Origin of the sequence: Modestobacter marinus, from assembly GCF_019799945.1 — a bacterium.
Classification (GTDB): domain Bacteria; phylum Actinomycetota; class Actinomycetes; order Mycobacteriales; family Geodermatophilaceae; genus Modestobacter; species Modestobacter marinus_B.
The window spans coordinates 39,983-58,114 of record NZ_JABGCH010000018.1 but is presented as its reverse complement, the minus strand read 5'-3'; the positions used below and the strand labels follow the sequence as shown (position 1 = coordinate 58,114).

20 protein-coding genes are annotated in these 18,132 nt (G+C 74.0%); 10 read left to right on the top strand and 10 right to left on the bottom strand.

Going from position 1 to position 18,132, the window contains the following annotated elements; all coding sequences use genetic code 11:
* Positions 1–16: 16 nt before the first annotated feature.
* Positions 17–1,453 (bottom strand): GTPase HflX, encoded by a 1,437-nt coding sequence (gene hflX / locus HK417_RS15355; protein ID WP_261326839.1) that lies wholly within the window; start codon positions 1,451–1,453, stop codon positions 17–19.
* An 82-nt stretch (positions 1,454–1,535) separates the two neighbouring features.
* Positions 1,536–2,063: an ArsR/SmtB family transcription factor gene (locus tag HK417_RS15350; protein WP_222267961.1), complete on the bottom strand. Its 528-nt coding sequence runs from the start codon at positions 2,061–2,063 to the stop codon at positions 1,536–1,538.
* Between the two features lie 58 nt (positions 2,064–2,121).
* On the opposite strand from HK417_RS15350, the gene HK417_RS15345 reads away from it, so the two are divergent.
* Positions 2,122–3,399, top strand: a complete 1,278-nt coding sequence (locus HK417_RS15345; RefSeq protein WP_308123612.1) for an MFS transporter — start codon at positions 2,122–2,124, stop codon at positions 3,397–3,399.
* Positions 3,400–3,436: 37 nt separating this feature from the next.
* Complete coding sequence (locus HK417_RS15340; protein WP_222267959.1) at positions 3,437–3,625, top strand: hypothetical protein; 189 nt, start codon at positions 3,437–3,439, stop codon at positions 3,623–3,625.
* A gap of 6 nt (positions 3,626–3,631) precedes the next feature.
* Here the strand turns inward: HK417_RS15340 and dapF are convergent, their stop codons facing one another.
* The 3 genes from dapF to HK417_RS15325 are packed head-to-tail and all read right to left on the bottom strand — an operon-like array spanning position 3,632 to position 6,143.
* Positions 3,632–4,531 carry a diaminopimelate epimerase gene (gene dapF / locus HK417_RS15335; RefSeq protein ID WP_222267957.1) on the bottom strand — a complete coding sequence of 300 codons (900 nt, stop codon included), beginning with the start codon at positions 4,529–4,531 and terminating at the stop codon, positions 3,632–3,634.
* Positions 4,528–5,454, bottom strand: coding sequence for a tRNA (adenosine(37)-N6)-dimethylallyltransferase MiaA (gene miaA / locus HK417_RS15330; protein WP_222267955.1), 927 nt, complete (start codon positions 5,452–5,454; stop codon positions 4,528–4,530). Before miaA ends, dapF begins: the two co-directional genes overlap by 4 nt.
* The gene (locus tag HK417_RS15325) at positions 5,451–6,143 is read right to left on the bottom strand and encodes a hypothetical protein (protein WP_222267953.1); all 693 of its coding nucleotides are present in this window, start codon (positions 6,141–6,143) and stop codon (positions 5,451–5,453) included. Before HK417_RS15325 ends, miaA begins: the two co-directional genes overlap by 4 nt.
* Before the next feature lie 41 nt (positions 6,144–6,184).
* Between HK417_RS15325 and HK417_RS15320 the strand changes: the two genes are divergently transcribed.
* On the top strand, positions 6,185–7,978 hold the full coding sequence (locus HK417_RS15320) for a DUF349 domain-containing protein (RefSeq protein WP_308123611.1): 1,794 nt from the start codon (positions 6,185–6,187) through the stop codon (positions 7,976–7,978).
* Between the two features lie 89 nt (positions 7,979–8,067).
* Positions 8,068–8,712: a class I SAM-dependent methyltransferase gene (locus tag HK417_RS15315; protein WP_222267949.1), complete on the top strand. Its 645-nt coding sequence runs from the start codon at positions 8,068–8,070 to the stop codon at positions 8,710–8,712.
* Positions 8,713–8,739: 27 nt separating this feature from the next.
* Here HK417_RS15315 and miaB read toward each other — a convergent pair whose 3' ends face one another.
* Positions 8,740–10,173: a tRNA (N6-isopentenyl adenosine(37)-C2)-methylthiotransferase MiaB gene (gene miaB / locus HK417_RS15310; protein WP_439957927.1), complete on the bottom strand. Its 1,434-nt coding sequence runs from the start codon at positions 10,171–10,173 to the stop codon at positions 8,740–8,742.
* Between the two features lie 197 nt (positions 10,174–10,370).
* Here miaB and HK417_RS15305 point away from each other — a divergent pair, with 197 nt between their 5' ends.
* The 5 genes from HK417_RS15305 (at position 10,371) to HK417_RS15285 (ending at position 14,264) form a co-directional block, all read left to right on the top strand.
* Positions 10,371–11,090, top strand: coding sequence for an amino acid ABC transporter ATP-binding protein (locus HK417_RS15305; protein ID WP_222268064.1), 720 nt, complete (start codon positions 10,371–10,373; stop codon positions 11,088–11,090).
* A gap of 27 nt (positions 11,091–11,117) precedes the next feature.
* Positions 11,118–12,005 (top strand): glutamate ABC transporter substrate-binding protein, encoded by an 888-nt coding sequence (locus HK417_RS15300; RefSeq protein WP_222267945.1) that lies wholly within the window; start codon positions 11,118–11,120, stop codon positions 12,003–12,005.
* A 74-nt stretch (positions 12,006–12,079) separates the two neighbouring features.
* The gene (locus HK417_RS15295) at positions 12,080–12,730 is read left to right on the top strand and encodes an amino acid ABC transporter permease (RefSeq protein WP_222267943.1); all 651 of its coding nucleotides are present in this window, start codon (positions 12,080–12,082) and stop codon (positions 12,728–12,730) included.
* 28 nt (positions 12,731–12,758) lie between these two features.
* Positions 12,759–13,652 (top strand): amino acid ABC transporter permease, encoded by an 894-nt coding sequence (locus HK417_RS15290; RefSeq protein WP_222267941.1) that lies wholly within the window; start codon positions 12,759–12,761, stop codon positions 13,650–13,652.
* Positions 13,653–13,835: 183 nt separating this feature from the next.
* Positions 13,836–14,264, top strand: a complete 429-nt coding sequence (locus tag HK417_RS15285; protein WP_308123610.1) for a hypothetical protein — start codon at positions 13,836–13,838, stop codon at positions 14,262–14,264.
* A gap of 150 nt (positions 14,265–14,414) precedes the next feature.
* Here HK417_RS15285 and HK417_RS15280 read toward each other — a convergent pair whose 3' ends face one another.
* From HK417_RS15280 to HK417_RS15270, 3 genes are all read right to left on the bottom strand, one after another.
* On the bottom strand, positions 14,415–15,326 hold the full coding sequence (locus HK417_RS15280; RefSeq protein WP_308123609.1) for a regulatory protein RecX: 912 nt from the start codon (positions 15,324–15,326) through the stop codon (positions 14,415–14,417).
* An 8-nt stretch (positions 15,327–15,334) separates the two neighbouring features.
* Entirely contained in the window at positions 15,335–16,369 is a 1,035-nt protein-coding gene (gene recA / locus HK417_RS15275; RefSeq protein ID WP_222267939.1) for a recombinase RecA, read from the bottom strand.
* 186 nt (positions 16,370–16,555) lie between these two features.
* Positions 16,556–16,930 (bottom strand): winged helix-turn-helix transcriptional regulator, encoded by a 375-nt coding sequence (locus HK417_RS15270; protein WP_222267937.1) that lies wholly within the window; start codon positions 16,928–16,930, stop codon positions 16,556–16,558.
* Positions 16,931–17,031: 101 nt separating this feature from the next.
* On the opposite strand from HK417_RS15270, the gene HK417_RS15265 reads away from it, so the two are divergent.
* Complete coding sequence (locus HK417_RS15265; protein WP_222267935.1) at positions 17,032–17,889, top strand: NAD(P)H-binding protein; 858 nt, start codon at positions 17,032–17,034, stop codon at positions 17,887–17,889.
* Positions 17,890–17,915: 26 nt separating this feature from the next.
* Here the strand turns inward: HK417_RS15265 and HK417_RS15260 are convergent, their stop codons facing one another.
* Positions 17,916–18,110, bottom strand: a complete 195-nt coding sequence (locus tag HK417_RS15260; protein ID WP_222267934.1) for a DUF3046 domain-containing protein — start codon at positions 18,108–18,110, stop codon at positions 17,916–17,918.
* Positions 18,111–18,132: the final 22 nt, after the last annotated feature.

The window sequence follows — 18,132 nt, the reverse complement described above, 5'->3', positions numbered from 1 at the left end:
ACGCCGGGAGGACGCGTCACACGCCCGCGACAGGGGCGGTGAAGTCGTCCAGCAGCGCGGCCAGCACCGGCTCGACCCGCGCGACCAGGCGCGTGCCGTCGTCCTCGTGCCGCTCCTCGAGCACCTCGCCGTCGCGGTGCACCCGGGCGACCAGGTCACCGCGGGAGTACGGCAGCAGCACCTCGACGTCGACCTGCGGGTGCGGCAGCCGCGCGGCGACCACGTCCCGCAGCGCCTCGATCCCCTGGCCGGTGCGGGCCGAGACCCACATGGCGTTCGGCAGCGCCTGGCGCAGCAGGAGGACGTCCTCCTCGCTCATCGCGTCGACCTTGTTGACCACGATGAGCTCGGGGACCGCGCTCGCGTCGATCTCGCCGAGCACGGTGTGCACCGCGTTGATCTGGCCGATCGGGTCGGGGTCGGAGCCGTCGACGACGTGCAGCAGCAGGTCCGCGTCGGCCACCTCCTCCAGCGTCGACCGGAACGCGTCGACCAGCTGGTGCGGGAGGTGCCGCACGAAGCCGACCGTGTCGGTGAGCGTGTACTCCAGCCCGTCCGGGGTCTCTGCCCGGCGGACCGTCGGGTCGAGGGTGGCGAACAGCGCGTCCTGGACCAGCACACCGGCGTCGGTGAGCCGGTTGAGCAGGCTGGACTTGCCGGCGTTGGTGTAGCCGGCGATCGCCACGCTGGGGACGGCGTTGCGCGACCGGCTGGACCGCTGCGTGGCGCGGGCCGTGGCCATGCCGGCGATCTCCCGGCGCAGCTTCGACACCCGGGCCCGGATGCGGCGCCGGTCGGTCTCGATCTTCGTCTCACCCGGACCGCGGGTACCGATGCCGCCACCGCCGGCGACCCGGCCACCGGCCTGCCGGCTCATCGACTCACCCCAGCCGCGCAGCCGCGGGAGCATGTACTGCATCTGGGCCAGCTCGACCTGGGCCTTGCCCTCCCGGCTGGTGGCGTGCTGGGCGAAGATGTCCAGGATCAGCGCGGTCCGGTCGACCACCTTCACCTTGAGCACCTTCTCCAGCTGGTTGAGCTGGCCGGGGGTCAGCTCACCGTCGCAGATGACCGTGTCCGCGCCGGTCGCGGCGACGATGTCGCGGATCTCGTTGGCCTTGCCGGAGCCCACGTAGGTCGCGGCGTCGGGCTTGTCGCGGCGCTGGATCAACGCGTCCAGCACCTGGGAACCGGCGGTCTCGGCCAGCGCGGCCAGCTCGGCGAGCGAGCGCTGCGCGGCGGCCGCCGTCCCCTCGGTCCAGACACCGACCAACACGACGCGCTCCAGGCGCAGCTGGCGGTACTCGACCTCGGTGATGTCGGCGAGCTCGGTGGACAGCCCCGCCACGCGGCGGAGCGCGCCGCGCTCCTCCAGGGCGTAGGAGCCGGTGGTGTCGTCGGGGCCGTCCCACCCGGCGGGGGTGGGTCGTGCGCTCTCAGGGGCTGTCGTCATCGCGTCCAGCGTGGCACGCCCCTCGGAACGGGGCGAGTGAGTTGTCGTCATCGACTCTGTTGTCATCGCCGGGTACAACGCATCAGGGCTCCGGGTGCATCCCGAGGTACAGCGACCATTTCTCCCCGTCGGGATCGGCGGGACGGCGGGCGTACTCGTCCAGCAGCCCGTACAACCGGCGGCGGAGCTCCTCCATCGCCGCGGGCGCCAGCTGCACTCCCAGGCGGGTGCTCTCCAGGTGCTCCTCGCCCGCGGCGGCGACCTCCTGAAGGAACGCCGCGAGCACGACGTCCGACCCCGGCCCCCGGCCGCCCGCGCCGTCCATCAGCCAGCTCTTGCCGGTGGCCCGGTAGGGCACCTCCCGGGCACCGCGGGCGCCCCGGCGCTCTCCGTCCGCGGCGAGGAACCCCGCGTCGACCAGGGTGCGGACGTGGTGCAGGACGGTGGCCGGGTTCCTGCCCAGCCGGGCGGCGATCTCCTTGTTGGTCAGCGCCTGGTGGAGGCACAGCCGCAGGATCCGCAGCCGGACGGCGGAGGCCAGCGCGCGCGCCTCGGCGTCCGTGGCCGGACGGCGTTCCCCCTCGAGCCGCGGTGCCGCGTCCTCGCTCACACGGCACAGCCTAAAGCAGTGATTGACACTTCCCAATCAGTGCTCGAGGCTGCCGGTCGTGAGCTCTCTCTGGCACCACCGCGACTTCCGGCAGCTGTGGGCCGCGGAGACGGTGAGCCAGGTCGGCACGCAGATCACCCTGCTCGCGCTGCCGGTGCTGGCGGTGGGCGTGCTCGCCGCGACCCCGCTGGAGATGGGCGTCCTGACCGCCCTGGAGACGCTGGCCTTCCTGGTGATCGGGCTGCCGGCCGGCGCCTGGGTGGACCGCTGGCGGCGCAAGCGGGTCCTGGTGGCCAACGACCTGGTCCGCGCGGCCGCGCTGGGCACGCTGCCGCTGGCGTACGCCCTCGACGTCGTCACCCTCGCCCAGCTGTTCGTGGTCGCCGCGGTCACCGGCACGGCCACCGTCTTCTTCGACGTCGCCTACCAGAGCTACCTGCCCACGCTGGTCGCGCGCGACCAGATCGTCGACGGCAACGGCAAGCTGGAGGCCAGCCGCGCGGTCGCCCAGGTGGCCGGCCCCGGGATCACCGGGGTCCTGCTGCGGGTGCTGGGCGCTCCGCTGCTGCTCCTGGCCGACGCCCTCTCCTTCCTGCTGTCCGCGGGGTTCATCGGCCGGATCGGGCACGTCGACGTGGTGCCCGACCGGGCCGCCCGGCGGCCGCTGCGTGTGGAGATCGCCGAGGGGCTGTCGTTCGTCGTCCACCACCCGCTGCTGCGCCGGATGGTCGCCTGCACCGGCCTGGCGAACCTGGCCGGCTCCGCCACGTCCGCGCTGCTGGTCCTGTTCGCGTTGCGCGAGCTGGGCCTGTCCGAGTCGACGGTCGGGCTGGTGTTCTCCGCCGGCGCGATGGGCGGCGTGGTGGGCGCGGTCGTCGCGAGCCGTGTCGCCCGGTCGTTCGGCGAGGGGCGGACCATCCCGGCGTCGGCGCTGCTGTTCGCCGCCGCGGGAGCCGCGGTCCCGGCGGCCGACCTGGCGGCTCCCGTGCCGCTGCTGGTCGGCGGCTGGTTCGTGAGCAGCTTCGCGGTGATCGTCTACAACGTCACCCAGGTGAGCTTCCGGCAGCGGCTCTGCCCGCCCGCGCTGCTCGGCCGGATGAACGCCTCGGTGCGGTTCCTGGTGTTCGGCACGATGCCGATCGGCGGGCTGCTCGGCGGCGTCCTCGCGACCTGGCTGGGCGTCGTCCCGGCGCTCTGGATCGCCGTCGCGGGCCAGTTCGTCGCCGCCCTGCCGGTGCTGCTGTCCCCGCTGACGCGGATGCGGGACCTCCCCGACGAGCTGGACGCGACGCACCCCGCCGCGGTGCCGCAGGTTGGACCGCCGGCGGTCGGGTAGGCGTCGGGGCCCGATCGACCGCACGAGGAGGACGACGATGACCGATCCGCAGCGCAACGCCGACGGCGAGCTCGACGACCCGGGGCGTGACCCGATCGGCCTGGACCCGCCGCGGAACCCGCTGGGCGGTGCGGACCAGGACACCGGTCGCGGCACTCCGCGCGGTGCCGACGGCGACGCCCCGGGCGACAACGACGCGGCGGCGGGCGGCGCGGCGAAGCCCTGAGCGGGCTCAGGAGCCCAGCCACTCCGTGGTGAGGACGCCGGCGGCGACGACGACGGCGGGGCCGCTGAGCACCGTCGTCGTCCCGTCGAACTCCACCGAGAGCCGGCCGCCGGGGACGTCGACCACGACGGTCCCGGTGGTCCGGCCGCCGGCGTCCAGCGCCGCCCAGGCGGCCGCGCAGGCCCCGGTGCCGCACGAGCGGGTCTCCCCGACGCCGCGCTCGTGGACCCGCAGCCTGACGTGCGCGCTCGCCCCGGCGGGGGCGTCCCCGGCGGCGAGCACGTTGACCAGCTCGACGTTCACCCCGTCCGGGAACAGCGCGGGGTCGACCGCGGGCAGCACGGTCAGGTCCAGGGAGTCGACGGAGACGTCGGTGAGGCAGGCCAGGTGCGGGTTGCCCATCGACACCCCCACACCCGGGAAGTCGACGCCGGAGACGCGGGCGCCGCTGGGCCCCAGCGGCCGGGCCGGGCCCATGTCCGCCCAGTAGCCGCCGTCCGGCAAGGCACCGACCCGCCGGGGACCGCCGCGGGTGCCGACCAGGACGCCGGCCTCGGCGGTCTCCCGGTCCAGCAGTCCCTCGGTGAGCAGCACGTGCAGGAACAGCCGGATCCCGTTGCCGCACATCTCCGCGGTCGAGCCGTCGGCGTTGCGGTGGTCCATGAACCAGGTGCACTGCGGCAGCGCCTCGCCGAGCACGGCGAGGGCGTCGGGCACGCAGCGGCTGGGGACGACCCGCAGCACCCCGTCGCCGCCCAGGCCCGCGCGGCGGTCGCACAACCGGCGCACCAGCTCGGCGTCCAGCACGGACTCCGGCCAGGTCACGCCCTCGGGGTCGGGCAGGACGACGAAGTCGTTCTCCGTGCCGTGACCGAGGAGGACCCGGGGACCGGAACTGTCGCTCACCGCTCGATCGTACGGCCGGTGATCTCCGCGACCACCGCGTCGACCAGGCCGGGACGGCCCGCGTCGAACCACCGGGTCGTCGCGTCGCGGCGGAACCAGGAGCGCTGGCGGCGGACGAAGCGGCGGGTCGTGGACGCGGTGCGCTCGCGGGCCTGCTCCGGCGTCAACGTGCCGTCGAACTGCTGGAGCACCTGCGCGTAGCCCAGCGCCCGGGACGCGGTCGGGCCCTCCCGCAGACCGTCCGCGGCGAGCGCGGCCACCTCGTCGACGAACCCGGCCGCCCACATCGCGTCGACCCGCCGGGCCACCCGCTCGTCCAGCTCGCCGGGCTCCCGGTCCAGCCCCACGACGACCGCCGGGTAGTGCGGCCGCGGATCGGGCATCCGGGCGGCGAACGGCGCGCCGGTCAGCTCGATCACCTCCAGCGCCCGCACCACGCGCCGCCCGTTGCCGGGCAGGATCGCCGCGGCGGCCGCCGGGTCGACGGCGGCCAGGCGGGCGTGCAGCGCGGCGGGGCCCTCGGCCGCCAGCTCGCCGGTCAGCCGGGCCCGGACGTCGGGGTCGGTGCCGGGGAAGTCGAGCTCGTCGAGCACCGCCCGCACGTACAGGCCGGAGCCGCCGACCAGCAGCGGGACGACGCCCGCCGCGCGGAGCCGGTCGACCTCCGCGCGGGCCCGCTGCCGGTACTCGGCCACCGAGGCCGGCTGCCGCACGTGCCAGAGGTCCATGAGGTGGTGCGGCACGCCCTCCCGCTCGGCCGGGGTGGGCTTGGCCGTGCCGATGTCCATGCCGCGGTAGAGCTGCATGGAGTCCGCGTTGACGACCTCCCCGCCGAGCCGGTGGGCCAGCGCGACGGCGAGGGCGGTCTTGCCGGTGGCGGTCGGGCCGACGACGGCGACGACCGGTGGCGCCTGACCGCTCATCGGACCCGCCAGTCGGCGACCAGGTAGCCGACACCGAACGGTGCCCCGTCGAAGCGCAGCTCCGCGGAGACCTCCGCGCCGGCGAGCGCCGCGCCCACCGCCCGCCACACCGGTACGCCGGCGGCGAGCAGCCGGGCGCCCTCGTCCGGGTCGAGGGCGGCCAGCGCGGCGGCGTCCCCGGTGGCGAGCGCCTGCGCGACGGCCGCGTCGAACGGCGCCGCGGCGGGGTCGAGGTGCCCGGGCGCCTTCTCGCTGCGCCGCGCCGACCCGTCGCCCATGGCGAGCACGCCGACCGGGCCCGGGACGGCGCCGAGCGCCGTCCCCAGGTCGCCGGGAGCCACGCCCAGCCGGGGCCCGCCGTGGCCCGCCCGGTCGAGCAGCCAGGCCCCCAGCAGGTGCGGCAGCGGGATCCGCCGTCCGCCCGGGCGCACCCGGCCGGCGAACGGGACCTCCAGGTCCACGCCGAATCCGCGCAGGTCACCGGCGTCCCCGGGGCCGAACCGGACGCCGTCCACGTCGTCGCCCACGACGATCACCACCTCCGGCCGGTCGGCCAGCACGGTGTGCACGGCCGCGTCCACCGCGGCCCGCACCACGGTGAGCTCGGGGCTCGGCGCACCGGCCACGGCGGGCAGCAGGAGGGGCGGCTGCGGGCAGAAGGCCACCGTGACCGGACGAGGAGGTCTCACGCCAGGGAGTGTCGCGGATGCATCGTGGGAGACTTCCTGCCGTGTCGAGCACGGAGAACACCGGAGACCGGACGCAGCAGCCCGCCGCCGCCCCCGACGAGCGCCCCGACCTGACGGTCACGGAGGTCGCGCCGGTGGACGAGGGGCCCCTGTCGGCGACCCCGGACGGCGCCACGGGCGACGTCCCCGCCACCAGCGATCCCGCCCCCGTGGAGATGGGGGCCGAGGGCCCGGCCGGCGACGAGGTGACCGCTGTGGCCCCCGTGGACGAGGGCCCGCTGGCGGCGACCCCGGACGCCGCCGTCCCGCAGGACGCCCCCGCGGAGACGCCCGACGCTCCCGGGACCCCGGACATCATCGAGACCCCGGACCCCACCGCCACCCCGGACACCACCGTGGCCCCGGACGGCGTGGCACCGACCGTCGAGACCCCGGACGCCGAGGCTCCCGCTGCGGAGACCCCGGACGCCGAGGCCTCCACCGGGCGGCACACGGCCGAGGCCGTGACCGCTTCCGGCGGCACGCCCGCTGCCCCGACCCCGGCCGACGCCGCGCTCAGCGACGCCGCCCACCACTCGCACGCCGGGGGCGGCGAGACGCCGACCGTGATCCCGTCCGTGCCGGTGTCCGACCCGACGCAGTGGGGCCGGGTCGACGACGAGGGCACCGTCTACGTCACCACCGAGGCCGGCGAGCGCGCGGTCGGCTCGTGGCAGGCCGGCGACCCGGCCGAGGGGCTGGCCCACTACGGCCGCCGCTACGACGACCTCGCCACCGAGGTGGCCCTGCTCGAGGCCCGACTGGCGGCCCACACGGGCAACCCCGCCGAGATCCGCACCAAGGCCGAGGCGCTGGCCGAGACGATCCTCACCGCGTCCGTGGTCGGCGACCTGGACCACCTGGCGATGCGCGCCCGGGCGATGGTCAGCATGGCCGACACCGCCGTGGCGGCGAACCGGCGGGAGAAGGCGGCCCAGCGCGCCGCGCAGATCGCCCGCAAGGAGGCGCTCGCCGCCGAGGCCGAGCAGATCGCCGCGGAGTCCACGCAGTGGAAGGCGGCCGGCGACCGGCTCAAGGCGATCGTCGAGGAGTGGAAGACGATCAAGGGCATCGACCGCAAGACCGACGAGGCGCTGTGGCAGCGCTTCGCGGCCGCGCGGGACGCCTTCGGCCGCCGCCGGGGCGCGCACTTCGCCCAGCTCGACTCGCAGCGCGCGGAGGCCCGCGCCGCCAAGCAGGAGCTCATCACCGAGGCCGAGCGGCTGTCGGCGTCGACCGACTGGGGCCCGACCAGCGCGGCCATGCGCTCGCTGATGGACCGGTGGAAGGCCGTGCCGCGCACCGGGCGGGACACCGACGACGACCTGTGGAAGAAGTTCCGCGCCGCGCAGGACGTCTTCTTCGCCGCCCGCTCCGCCCACGACCAGCAGCGCAGCAGCCAGGAGGTGGCCAACCAGCAGCAGAAGGAGGAGCTGCTGGCCGAGGCCGAGCGGATCGACCCGAGCAAGGACCTGCGCAGCGCCCAGGCCCAGCTGCGCAAGATCCAGGACCGGTACGACGCGATCGGCCACGTGCCCCGCGGGGCGATGCGTCAGCTGGAGGACCGGATGCGAGCCGTCGAGCAGCGGATCCGCGGTGCGGTCGACTCGGTCCGCCCGCGGGTGGAGCCGGAGAACCCGCTGCTCACCTCGATGCGGCAGGCCGTCGCCAAGGCCGAGGACCAGCTCGCCAAGGCGCAGGCCGCGGGCAACGCCCGGCGGATCAGCGAGGCGGAGGCCAACCTGGCCACCCGCCGGGAGTGGCTGGCCGAGGCGGAGAAGTCCTCCCGCCGGTAGGGGTCGACGCGAGGGGCTCGTCCGGTCAGCCGGGCGGGCCCCGCGTGCATTCCGGGGACCGTCGGTGCTCTCCCCTACCGTCCGGTGCTGTGCCCGAGCCGTCGCACCTCACCCGGACCCGGGACGCCTACGACGCCATCGCGGCCGACTACGCCACGGCGTTCTGCGGTGAGCTGGCCGGGATGCCGCTGGAGCGGGCGCTGTACGCCGCGTTCGCCGAGCTGGTGCTGGCTGCCGGCGGGGGCCCGGTCGCCGACCTGGGCTGCGGCCCGGGCCACGTCACCGCGCACCTGACGGGGCTGGGACTCGACGTGTTCGGCGTCGACCTCTCCCCCGGCATGGTGGCCCTCGCCCGGGCCACCATGCCGGCACCGCGGTTCGAGGTCGGGTCGCTGACCGCGCTGGACGTGCCGGACGGGTCCCTGGCCGCCGCCGTCGCGCTGTACTCGCTGATCCACCTCCCGCCGACGGAGCTGCCGGCCGCCCTCCGCGAGCTGCACCGGGTGGTGCGCCCCGGCGGGCAGCTGCTGGTCGCCTCGCAGGTGGGCGGTGGGCAACGGCACCGCGCGGAGGCGTTCGGGCACGCGGTGGCGCTGGACTACTGCTGGCCGCACGCCGACGACCTGGCGGCCGTTCTGACAGGCGCCGGGTTCACCGTCCACGCCCGGCTGCTCCGCGAGCCGGCTAGGGAGACCGAGCAGGTGCCGCGCGTGCACCTCCTCGCCCGCCGCTGAACCCCCGCCCCGCGACAGGGTCCTCACTCAGACCGGCGCGCCGATCCTCGGCATGCCGAGCAGCACGCCGGGCGTGCTCGGCCGGGTCCCCGCCTCGGCGGCGTCGCCGGCGCGGGTGCGCCGGTGCGAGACCAGCGCCCCCTCGGCGATGAGGTGGTGCGGCGCCGCCTGGGTCACGACGGTCTCGACGACGTCCCCGGGACGGACGCCGTCCGCCGCGGTGAAGTGCACCAGCCGCCCGTCGCGGGCCCGGCCGGACAGCCGGCCGCGCACGGCGTCCTTGCTGCCCTCCCCGGCGGCCACCAGCAGCTCGACCCGGGTGCCGACCTGCGCCCGGTTCTCCGCCCAGCTGATCTCGTCCTGCAGCGCGGTGAGCCGCAGGAAGCGCTCCTGGACGACCTCCTTGGGCAGCTGCCCGTCCATCTCCGCCGCCGGGGTGCCCGGGCGCTTGGAGTACTGGAACGTGAAGGCGCTGGCGAACCGGGCCTGCCGGACGACGTGGAGGGTCTGCTCGAAGTCCGCCTCGGTCTCGCCGGGGAAGCCCACGATGACGTCGGTCGTGATCGCGGCGTCGGGCATCGCGGCCCGGACCCGGTCGATGATCCCGAGGTAGCGCTCCTGCCGGTAGCCGCGTCGCATCCGGCGCAGGACGTCGTCCGAACCGGACTGCAGCGGCATGTGCAGCTGGTGGCAGACCGCCGGGGTCTCGGCCATGGCCTCGATGACGTCGTCGGTGAACTCGCGCGGGTGCGGGCTGGTGAACCGCACCCGCTCCAGCCCCTCGATGCGACCGGTCGCCCGCAGCAGGTCGGCGAACGCGCCCCGGTCGCGGAACTCCACGCCGTAGGCGTTCACGTTCTGGCCGAGCAGCGTCACCTCGAGCACGCCCTGGTCGACCAGCGCCTGCACCTCGGCCAGGATCTCGCCCGGACGGCGGTCCTTCTCCTTGCCGCGCAGCGCCGGGACGATGCAGAACGTGCAGGTGTTGTTGCAGCCCACGCTGATGGACACCCAGCCGGAGTGGGCGGAGTCCCGCTTGGCCGGCAGGGTGGACGGGAAGACCTCGAGGGCCTCCTTGATCTCCACCTGCGCCTCGGCGTTGTGCCGGGCCCGGTCCAGCAGCGCGGGCAGCGAGCCGACGTTGTGGGTGCCGAAGACGACGTCGACCCACGGGGCGCGCCGGACGATCTCGCCGCGGTCCTTCTGCGCCAGGCAGCCCCCGACGGCGATCTGCATGCCCGGGTGGGCGTCCTTGACCGGACGCAGATGACCGAGGTTGCCGTAGAGCCGGTTGTCGGCGTTCTCCCGGACCGCGCACGTGTTGAGCACGACGACGTCGGGGTCCTGGTCCTCACTGGCGGCGGTGTAGCCGGCCTGCTCCAGGAGTCCGGACAGGCGCTCGGAGTCGTGCACGTTCATCTGGCAGCCGTACGTGCGGACCCGGTAGGTCTTGCCGTTCACCACCTGATCGTACGGAGCCCGTCGCGGCGGCCCGCCGCAGCCGGGTCCGACGGTGGTCCAGCCGACACGGCGGCCGGGAACCCACGGTCGGCGCCCAGCTTCGTTACAGCTTCGTGATGGACCGGCGACGTCGTCGGGATCACGGGCACCTAGTGTCCGAGACCGTGACCAGCGCGACCGCAGAGCCTCTCGTCCGGATGTCCGGCGTCAACAAGTGGTTCGGCGAGCTGCACGTCCTGCAGGACATCGACCTGACCGTCGCTCGCGGCGAGGTCGTCGTCGTCATCGGGCCCTCCGGCTCGGGGAAGTCGACGCTGTGCCGGACCATCAACCGGCTCGAGTCGATCGAGAAGGGCGAGATCAGCATCGACGGCCAGCGGCTGCCGGAGGAAGGCAAGGACCTCGCCCGGCTGCGCAGCGACGTCGGCATGGTGTTCCAGAGCTTCAACCTCTTCGCGCACAAGACCGTGCTGGAAAACGTGACCCTCGGCCCGATCAAGGTGCGCCGGCAGTCCAAGGCCGACGCCGAGCGGCGCGCCCGCGAGCTGCTGGACCGGGTCGGCGTCCTGCACCAGGCCGACAAGGTGCCCGCCCAGCTCTCCGGTGGGCAGCAGCAGCGGGTGGCGATCGCCCGGGCGCTGGCCATGGACCCGAAGGTGATGCTCTTCGACGAGCCGACCTCGGCGCTGGACCCGGAGATGATCAACGAGGTCCTCGACGTGATGATCGCGCTGGCGCGGGACGGCATGACGATGGTCGTCGTCACCCACGAGATGGGCTTCGCCCGCCGGGCGGCCGACCGGGTCGTCTTCATGGACGGCGGCCGGATCGTCGAGTCCGCGGACCCGGAGACCTTTTTCACCCACCCGGAGTCCGACCGGGCCAAGGACTTCCTCTCCAAGATCCTCAACCACTGACCCATCGCACAACCGAGAGGACCCCCGATGCGCATCACCCGCTATGCCGCCGCGCTCGCGGCCGGCGTCGTGCTGGCCGGCTGCAGCAGCTCCGCCGGCGACCAGGCCGCCGACCAGGCGGAGAACACCGTCGCCGTGGAGACCGAGGCGTCCTTCGCCGCGGGCACCACGATGGCCGAGCTGAACGAGGCCGGCAGCATCACCATCGGCACCAAGTTCGACCAGCCCGGGTTCGGCCTGCTCAACCCGTCGGGGACCCCCGAGGGCTTCGACGTCGAGATGGGCAAGATCATCGCGGCGAAGCTCGGCATCCCCGAGGACGGCGTCGAGTTCGTCGAGACCGTCTCGGCCAACCGTGAGGCGTTCATCCAGAACGGCACGGTCGACCTGGTGATCGCCACCTACACGATCAACGACGCCCGCAAGCAGGTCGTCGACTTCGCCGGCCCGTACTACACCGCGGGCCAGGACATCATGGTGGCGGCGGGCAACCCCGAGGGCATCGCCGGGCCGGACGACCTGGCCGGCAAGAACGTCTGCTCGGTGGAGGGGTCGACCCCGGCGGAGAACATCCGCACCAACTACCCGCAGGCCCAGTTGACGCTGTTCGACGTGTATTCCAAGTGCGCCGACGCGCTGGCCAACGGCCAGGTCGACGCGGTCACCACCGACAACGTGATCCTCACCGGCCTGGTGGCCAACGGCGGCGACGCCTTCGAGCTGGTCGGCAACCCGTTCACCGAGGAGCCGTACGGCATCGGCCTGACCAAGGACGACACGGAGTTCCGGAACTTCCTCAACGACGTCCTCGAGGAGTCCTTCGAGGACGGCTCGTGGGAGGCCGCGTGGGACGCCACCGCCGGCGCGATCACCGGCACCCCGGCGCCCGAGCCGCCGGCCGTCGACCGGTACTGACCTGATCCGGAGCCGGGTGACGCTGCGGCGTCACCCGGCTCCGTCCTGACCACCGAGCCCGAGGAGGAGCGGTCGTGTCCGTCCTGATCGACAACCTGCCGCTCCTGCTGCGCGGCTTCTGGATGACCCTGGTGCTGTCCGTGCTGGCGTGGATCGGCGCGATGGTCCTGGGCACGGTGCTGGCCGGGCTGCGCGTCTCGCCGTCCGCGCCGCTGCGCGGGCTCGGCTACACCTACGTCGAGCTGGTGCGCAACACCCCGCTGACGGTCGTCTTCTTCTTCATGGCCTTCGGGCTGCCGCAGCTGGACCTCGCGCTGCCCAGCTTCTTCTGGTCCGGGCTGCTCGCCCTGGTGCTGTACACGGCGGCCTTCGTCTGCGAGGCGATCCGCTCGGGCATCAACGCCGTCCCCCCGGGGCAGGCCGAGGCCGCCCGCGCGCTCGGCATGCCCTTCGGCCAGGTGCTCGGCCAGGTGGTGCTCCCGCAGGCCATCCGCACGGTGATCCCGCCGCTGGGCAACGTGTGGATCGCCCTGGTGAAGAACAGCTCGATCGCCTCGGCGTTCGCGGTCACCGAGCTCACCGCCGTGCTCAGCCGGCTGTCCAACGCGACCGCCGGGGCGCTGGTGTGGATCGGCCTCGGCGTCGCGCTCGGCTACCTGGTGATCACGCTGCCCTCCGGCTGGGCCGTCAGCCGGTTCGAGCGACGACTGGCCGTGCTCCGGTGACCGCCCCTCTCGACCTCCGGAGGCCCCGGTGAGCTCCCTCCTCTACGACATCCCCGGTCCGAAGGCCCGCGCCCGCAACCGCGTGCTGACCGCGGTCGGGGCGCTCGTCGTCGCCGGCCTCGTCGCGCTGGCCGTCTGGCGGCTGGTGGTCAACGACCAGCTGGACGGCGACCGCTGGGCGGTCCTGTTCGACCCCCGCACCGAGGTGCCGCAGGCGCTGCTGCGGGCGCTGGGGCGCACCCTGCAGGTCGCGGTCATCGGCATGGTGCTGGCCACCGTGCTGGGGGCGCTGCTGGCCATCGGCCGGCTCTCGGACCGCCGCTGGATCAGCCGGCCGGTCACGGTGGTGGTCGAGTTCTTCCGCGCGGTCCCGCTGCTGCTGCTGATCCTGTTCTCGTTCATCTTCATCCCGGCGATCGGCACCCCGGTCAGCCCGTTCGCGGCACTGCTCCTCGGCCTGGTGCTCTACAACATGTCGGTGCTCGCGGAGATCTTCCGGTCGGGCATCCTGTCCGTCGCCCGCGGCCAGTGGGAGGCCGGCTACGCACTGGGGCTCCGCAAGTCCCAGCTGATGACGACGGTGCTGCTGCCCCAGGCGGTGCGCCGGATGCTGCCGGTGCTCATCGCCCAGCTCGTCGTGCTGCTCAAGGACACGTCGCTGGGCTACATCGTCACCTACTCCGAGCTGCTGCGGACCGCCCGCAGCCTGGTCGAGTTCTTCGGCAACACGTACTCGTTCCAGTTCTACGTCGCCGCCGCCGTGATCTACATCCTGGTGAACCTGCTCATCTCCTCCATCGCCCGGCTGGTGGAGCGGCGCACGCGCAAGGACCGCAAGGCGCGCGCCGTCGGTCCCGTGGGGCTGCCGGACGAGATCACGCCGGTGGTCGTCCCGGGCGGTGGCCCCGACCGCAGCCGCTGAGCACCCCCTCGACGGCCCGCACGCACCGCGTGCGGGCCGTCGTGCTGTTCGGGGGGGCGCTGCAGCGGAGCGTGGGAGCAGCCGGGGGCCCGCGCCGACAGGCCAGCAACCGCTCGATCGCGGAGCTCGACTTGTCAGGTTCAGCCGATCCCGCGGCAGCCGGGTCCTGCCGAGAAATGGATCGTGACCATCGCTCCCCCCGCCGCGCACTTCGAGATGGACGTCGACATGGCCGACACGGCTCAGCTCTTCGTCAGCCGTCTGCGCTCGTCCGCTGCCAGCTTCGCTCGTGCCGCCGGCGCCGATGAGGCGATCGTCCGTGAGGCGGTGCCGCCGGCCCGCCACCGTCGTTCGCGCTGCCGGGTGGTGCTCCGCTACCCCGGTGGGAAGGAGTGCGATGTGACGTTCATCGGCCCGGTCGTCTCCCCGGACCTGGGCAAGTACCTGTCGATGTCGGAGTTCGACGCGCTCATCCAGCGCTGGCTCCGCTCCGGCCAGGAGCGCAGCCGTCGCTGGCTGGTGCCGGACGACGAGGCCGCCGACGGCGTGGCCGTGGACGTCAGCGCCTGGCTCGACCGCACCGCGGAGACGAGCCTCACGACCCCGCGCTGACCTCCGTCGCGGCCGGACGGGGCACACCCCGGTCCGGCCCCACGGCAGTGCGGACGGGACAGAGCCGGTGCGACCACGGGGTCGCACCGGCTCTGTCGTGTTGCGGCACCGGCGGCGGGAGCGGGGCAGGGCACCCGCGCCGGAGAGCTGTCAGGGGAGGTCGTCGACCCACGTGCCGGGCGGTACGCCGGCCGGCCGGCCGAGGGACCGGGCGCGCCCCTCCCCCACCTCGAGGCCGTCGCCGACGCCGTCCAGGCCGTCGGGACGGGACGCACCGCGGCGCCGGATCCCGGCGTGCTCCGCCGGTCGCTCCCCGGGGGTCTCGTCCTCGGGGGTCTGGCCCTCGGCCGGCTCAGCGGCTTCGTCGGCGGTCAGGTCGTCCTGCTCACGGGCGTCCAGGGCCTCGCGCACCACCCAGCCGGCCAGTCCCCCGCCGTAGCCCTTGCGGGCGAGCATGCCGACCAGGCGGCGTTCGGCTGTGACCCGGTCGAGGCGGCGCATCGAGGGGAGCTTGCGCTCGACGAGACGACGGGCGGCGTCCCACTCGTCCTGCGGGTCGACCTCGGCCACCGCGGCCGACGCGACCTCCCCGTCGACCCCCTTGGCGCGCAGCTCGGCGGCGAGGGCCCGGCGGGCCAGTCCGCGCCCGGACTGCCGGGAGGACACCCACGCGGCGGCGAAGGCGGCGTCGTCGATGAGCCCGACCTCGGTGAACCGGTCGAGCACCCGGGTCGCGGCGTCCTCGGGGACACCGCGGCGGGCCAGCAGGTCGGCCAGCTGCTTGCGGGTCTTCGACGCCCCGGTGAGGGCCCGCAGGCACACCGCGCGGGCCACCGCCTCCGGGTCGCCCATGTCGTCCTCGGTGCTCCCGGGGACCGCGGCATCGGCGTCGTCCGCCGTCGACGGACGACCGCGCGTGGCCCGGCGATCCCCGGGGCGCTCTCCGTCCCGCCCGCGGGAGCGGCCGGTCTGCCGGCGACCTCGTCGGTCGCCGGCAGACCCGCCCTCGTCAGCGGGCGCCCCGCCGTCCGGGACGCCGTCGGAGAACAGCGTGTCGGACACCGGGCGGATCAGAAGTCGGTCGGCTCAGCCGCCGGCGCGTCCAGCGTCGGGCCAATGCCGAGCTTCTCCTTGATCTTCTTGTCGATCTCGTCGGCCAGGTCCGGGTTGTCGCGCAGGAAGCCGCGGACGTTCTCCTTGCCCTGGCCGAGCTGGTCGCCCTCGTACGTGTACCAGGCACCGGACTTGCGGATGATGCCCTGGTCGACGCCGATGTCGATCAAGCTGCCCTCGCGGCTGAACCCGGTCCCCCACAGCAGGTCGAGCTCGGCCTGCTTGAACGGGGCGGCGACCTTGTTCTTCACGACCTTCACCCGCACCCGGCTGCCGACCGCCTCGGTGCCCTGCTTGAGGGTCTCGATGCGGCGCACGTCGAGGCGGACCGACGCGTAGAACTTCAGCGCGCGACCACCGGTGGTGACCTCGGGCGAGCCGTAGACGACGCCCACCTTCTCGCGCAGCTGGTTGATGAAGATCGCGGTGGTGCCGGAGTTGCTCAGCGCACCGGTGATCTTGCGCAGCGCCTGGCTCATCAGCCGCGCCTGCAGACCGACGTGGCTGTCGCCCATCTCGCCCTCGATCTCGGCGCGGGGCACCAGGGCGGCGACCGAGTCGATGACGATGACGTCGAGCGCGCCGGAGCGGATCAGCATGTCGGCGATCTCGAGCGCCTGCTCACCGGTGTCGGGCTGGCTGACCAGCAGCGCGTCGGTGTCGACACCGATCGCCCGGGCGTACTCGGGGTCGAGGGCGTGCTCGGCGTCGATGAAGGCCGCGATGCCGCCCAGCGCCTGGGCGTTGGCCACGGCGTGCAGGGCGACGGTCGTCTTGCCGGAGGCCTCGGGGCCGTACACCTCGATGACCCGGCCGCGCGGGAGACCACCGATGCCGAGGGCGATGTCGAGGGCGACCGAGCCGGTGGGGATGACCTTCATGGCGACCTCGGGCGAGTCACCCAGCCGCATCACCGAGCCCTTGCCGAACTGCTTGTCGATCTGGGCGAGGGCCATGTCGAGGGCCTTGTCGCGGTCGAGCGTTGCTGCCATGGTGGCCACCTTCGGATGTCGCTGTGTGCGGGTCGTCGCCGACGCTAGGACGTGGGTCTGACAGTTCCACCCGGCCGCGCTCATCTGTGGACGAGCACCGGGCCTGTGGACGCCACGGTAGACCGAACACACGTTCGATTCCAGTGACACGCCGCACGCGCCACACAGGCACCCCTCGCCCCGCCCTCAGGTGGCGCCGTGCGCCTCCCGCGCCGCGACGACCTGCGGCATCACGTCCTCCACGTAGCCGATCAGGTCCAGCAGCCGGGGTGCCAGCCCGGCCCCCAGCGGGGTGAGGGTGTACTTGACGTGCGGTGGGATGGCCGAGCGGACCTCCCGGTGCACCAGACCGTCCCGCTCGAGCACCTGCAGGGTCTGGGACAGCATCTTCTCGCTCACCCCGTCGACCCGGCGGCGGAGCTCGCCGAACCGGTGCGGGCCGGCGTGCAACGCGGCCAGGGCGAGCACCGCCCACTTGCCGGTCACGTGCTCCAGCACCGACCGGGAGGTGCAGTTCCGGCTGAACACGTCGGCCGCGAGCTGCTCTGCCGTCTGCTCCATCACACCTCCTCCACACGCGTCCGAACCCAGTGTAGTTTCGTCGTCGACGGTACTAACCAATCGTTAGTACCTCTTCAGAGGATAGCGACTGGGAGGACATCATGATCACCGTCACCGGAGCCAGCGGCCACCTCGGCCGGCTCGTCGTGACCGGCCTGCTGGACGCCGGCGTCCCGGCGGCCGAGGTCGTCGCGGTCGTCCGCGACCCGGACCGGGCCGCCGACCTCGCCGAGCGCGGAGTGCAGGTCCGCCAGGCCGACTACGTCGACCCCGACGCCCTCGACGTCGCCCTCAAGGGCACCGACCGGCTCCTCCTGGTCTCCGGCAGCGAGGTGGGACAGCGGGTCGCCCAGCACGGCAACGTCCTGGAGGCGGCCCGGGCCAACGGCGTGGGCCTGGTGGTCTACACCAGCGCTGCGAAGGCCGACGGCACCCCGCTGCCGCTGGCCCCCGAGCACCTCGCCACCGAGCGGCTGATCGCCGACCTCGGCATCCCCGCGGTGGTCCTGCGCAACAACTGGTACCTGGAGAACTACGACCGGCAGATCGCCCGGGCCGCCGCGACCGGCGAGCTCGTCGGCAGCTCCGGCGCGGGCCGGATCGCCGCCGCCGCCCGGGCCGACTACGCGGCCGCCGCCGTCGCGGTGCTCATCGCCGAGCACCCGCGGCCGGGGGTCCTCGAGCTGGGCGGCGACCAGCCGTTCACGCTGGCCGAGCTGGCCGCCGCCGTCGCCGCCGAGGCGGGCCGGGACGTCGTGTACCGCGACCTCTCCCCCGCCGAGCACGAGCGGGCGCTGGTCGGGGCGGGTGTCCCCGAGGACGCCGCCGGGTTCGTGGTGGCGCTGGACCAGGCGATCGCCGCGGGCGCCCTGGACACCGGGAGCACCGCGCTGTCCCAGCTGACCGGCCGGCCGACCACGACGCCGGCCGAGTACGTGCGCACCGTGCTCAGCCGCTGAGCGACGGCGACGTCCCGCCGACGGGCTCAGCGGTCCTTCGGCGGGACGTCGTACTCCTTGCAGATCTCCTGCCACACGCGGCGCACCGGCAGCCCGGCCTCGATCGCCTGCACCGGCGTCCGTCCACCGAGCGCGCCGAACACGTGGTCGTGCGAGACGCTCTGCGCCCGCATCGAGCCGAACTGACTCTCCATCCGGGACCAGAACTCCTGCAGACGCACGCCGTCGACCGTACCCACCGCA

What these genes read in the sequence shown, in the direction of transcription:
- recA (WP_222267939.1), bottom strand. Translation starts at nt 16,369, where the DNA reads ATGGCAGCAACGCTCGACCGCGACAAGGCCCTCGACATGGCCCTCGCC.
- HK417_RS15340 (WP_222267959.1), top strand. Translation starts at nt 3,437, where the DNA reads ATGACCGATCCGCAGCGCAACGCCGACGGCGAGCTCGACGACCCGGGG.
- hflX (WP_261326839.1), bottom strand. Translation starts at nt 1,453, where the DNA reads ATGACGACAGCCCCTGAGAGCGCACGACCCACCCCCGCCGGGTGGGAC.
- HK417_RS15270 (WP_222267937.1), bottom strand. Translation starts at nt 16,930, where the DNA reads ATGGAGCAGACGGCAGAGCAGCTCGCGGCCGACGTGTTCAGCCGGAAC.
- miaA (WP_222267955.1), bottom strand. Translation starts at nt 5,454, where the DNA reads ATGAGCGGTCAGGCGCCACCGGTCGTCGCCGTCGTCGGCCCGACCGCC.
- HK417_RS15300 (WP_222267945.1), top strand. Translation starts at nt 11,118, where the DNA reads ATGCGCATCACCCGCTATGCCGCCGCGCTCGCGGCCGGCGTCGTGCTG.
- HK417_RS15305 (WP_222268064.1), top strand. Translation starts at nt 10,371, where the DNA reads ATGTCCGGCGTCAACAAGTGGTTCGGCGAGCTGCACGTCCTGCAGGAC.
- HK417_RS15265 (WP_222267935.1), top strand. Translation starts at nt 17,032, where the DNA reads ATGATCACCGTCACCGGAGCCAGCGGCCACCTCGGCCGGCTCGTCGTG.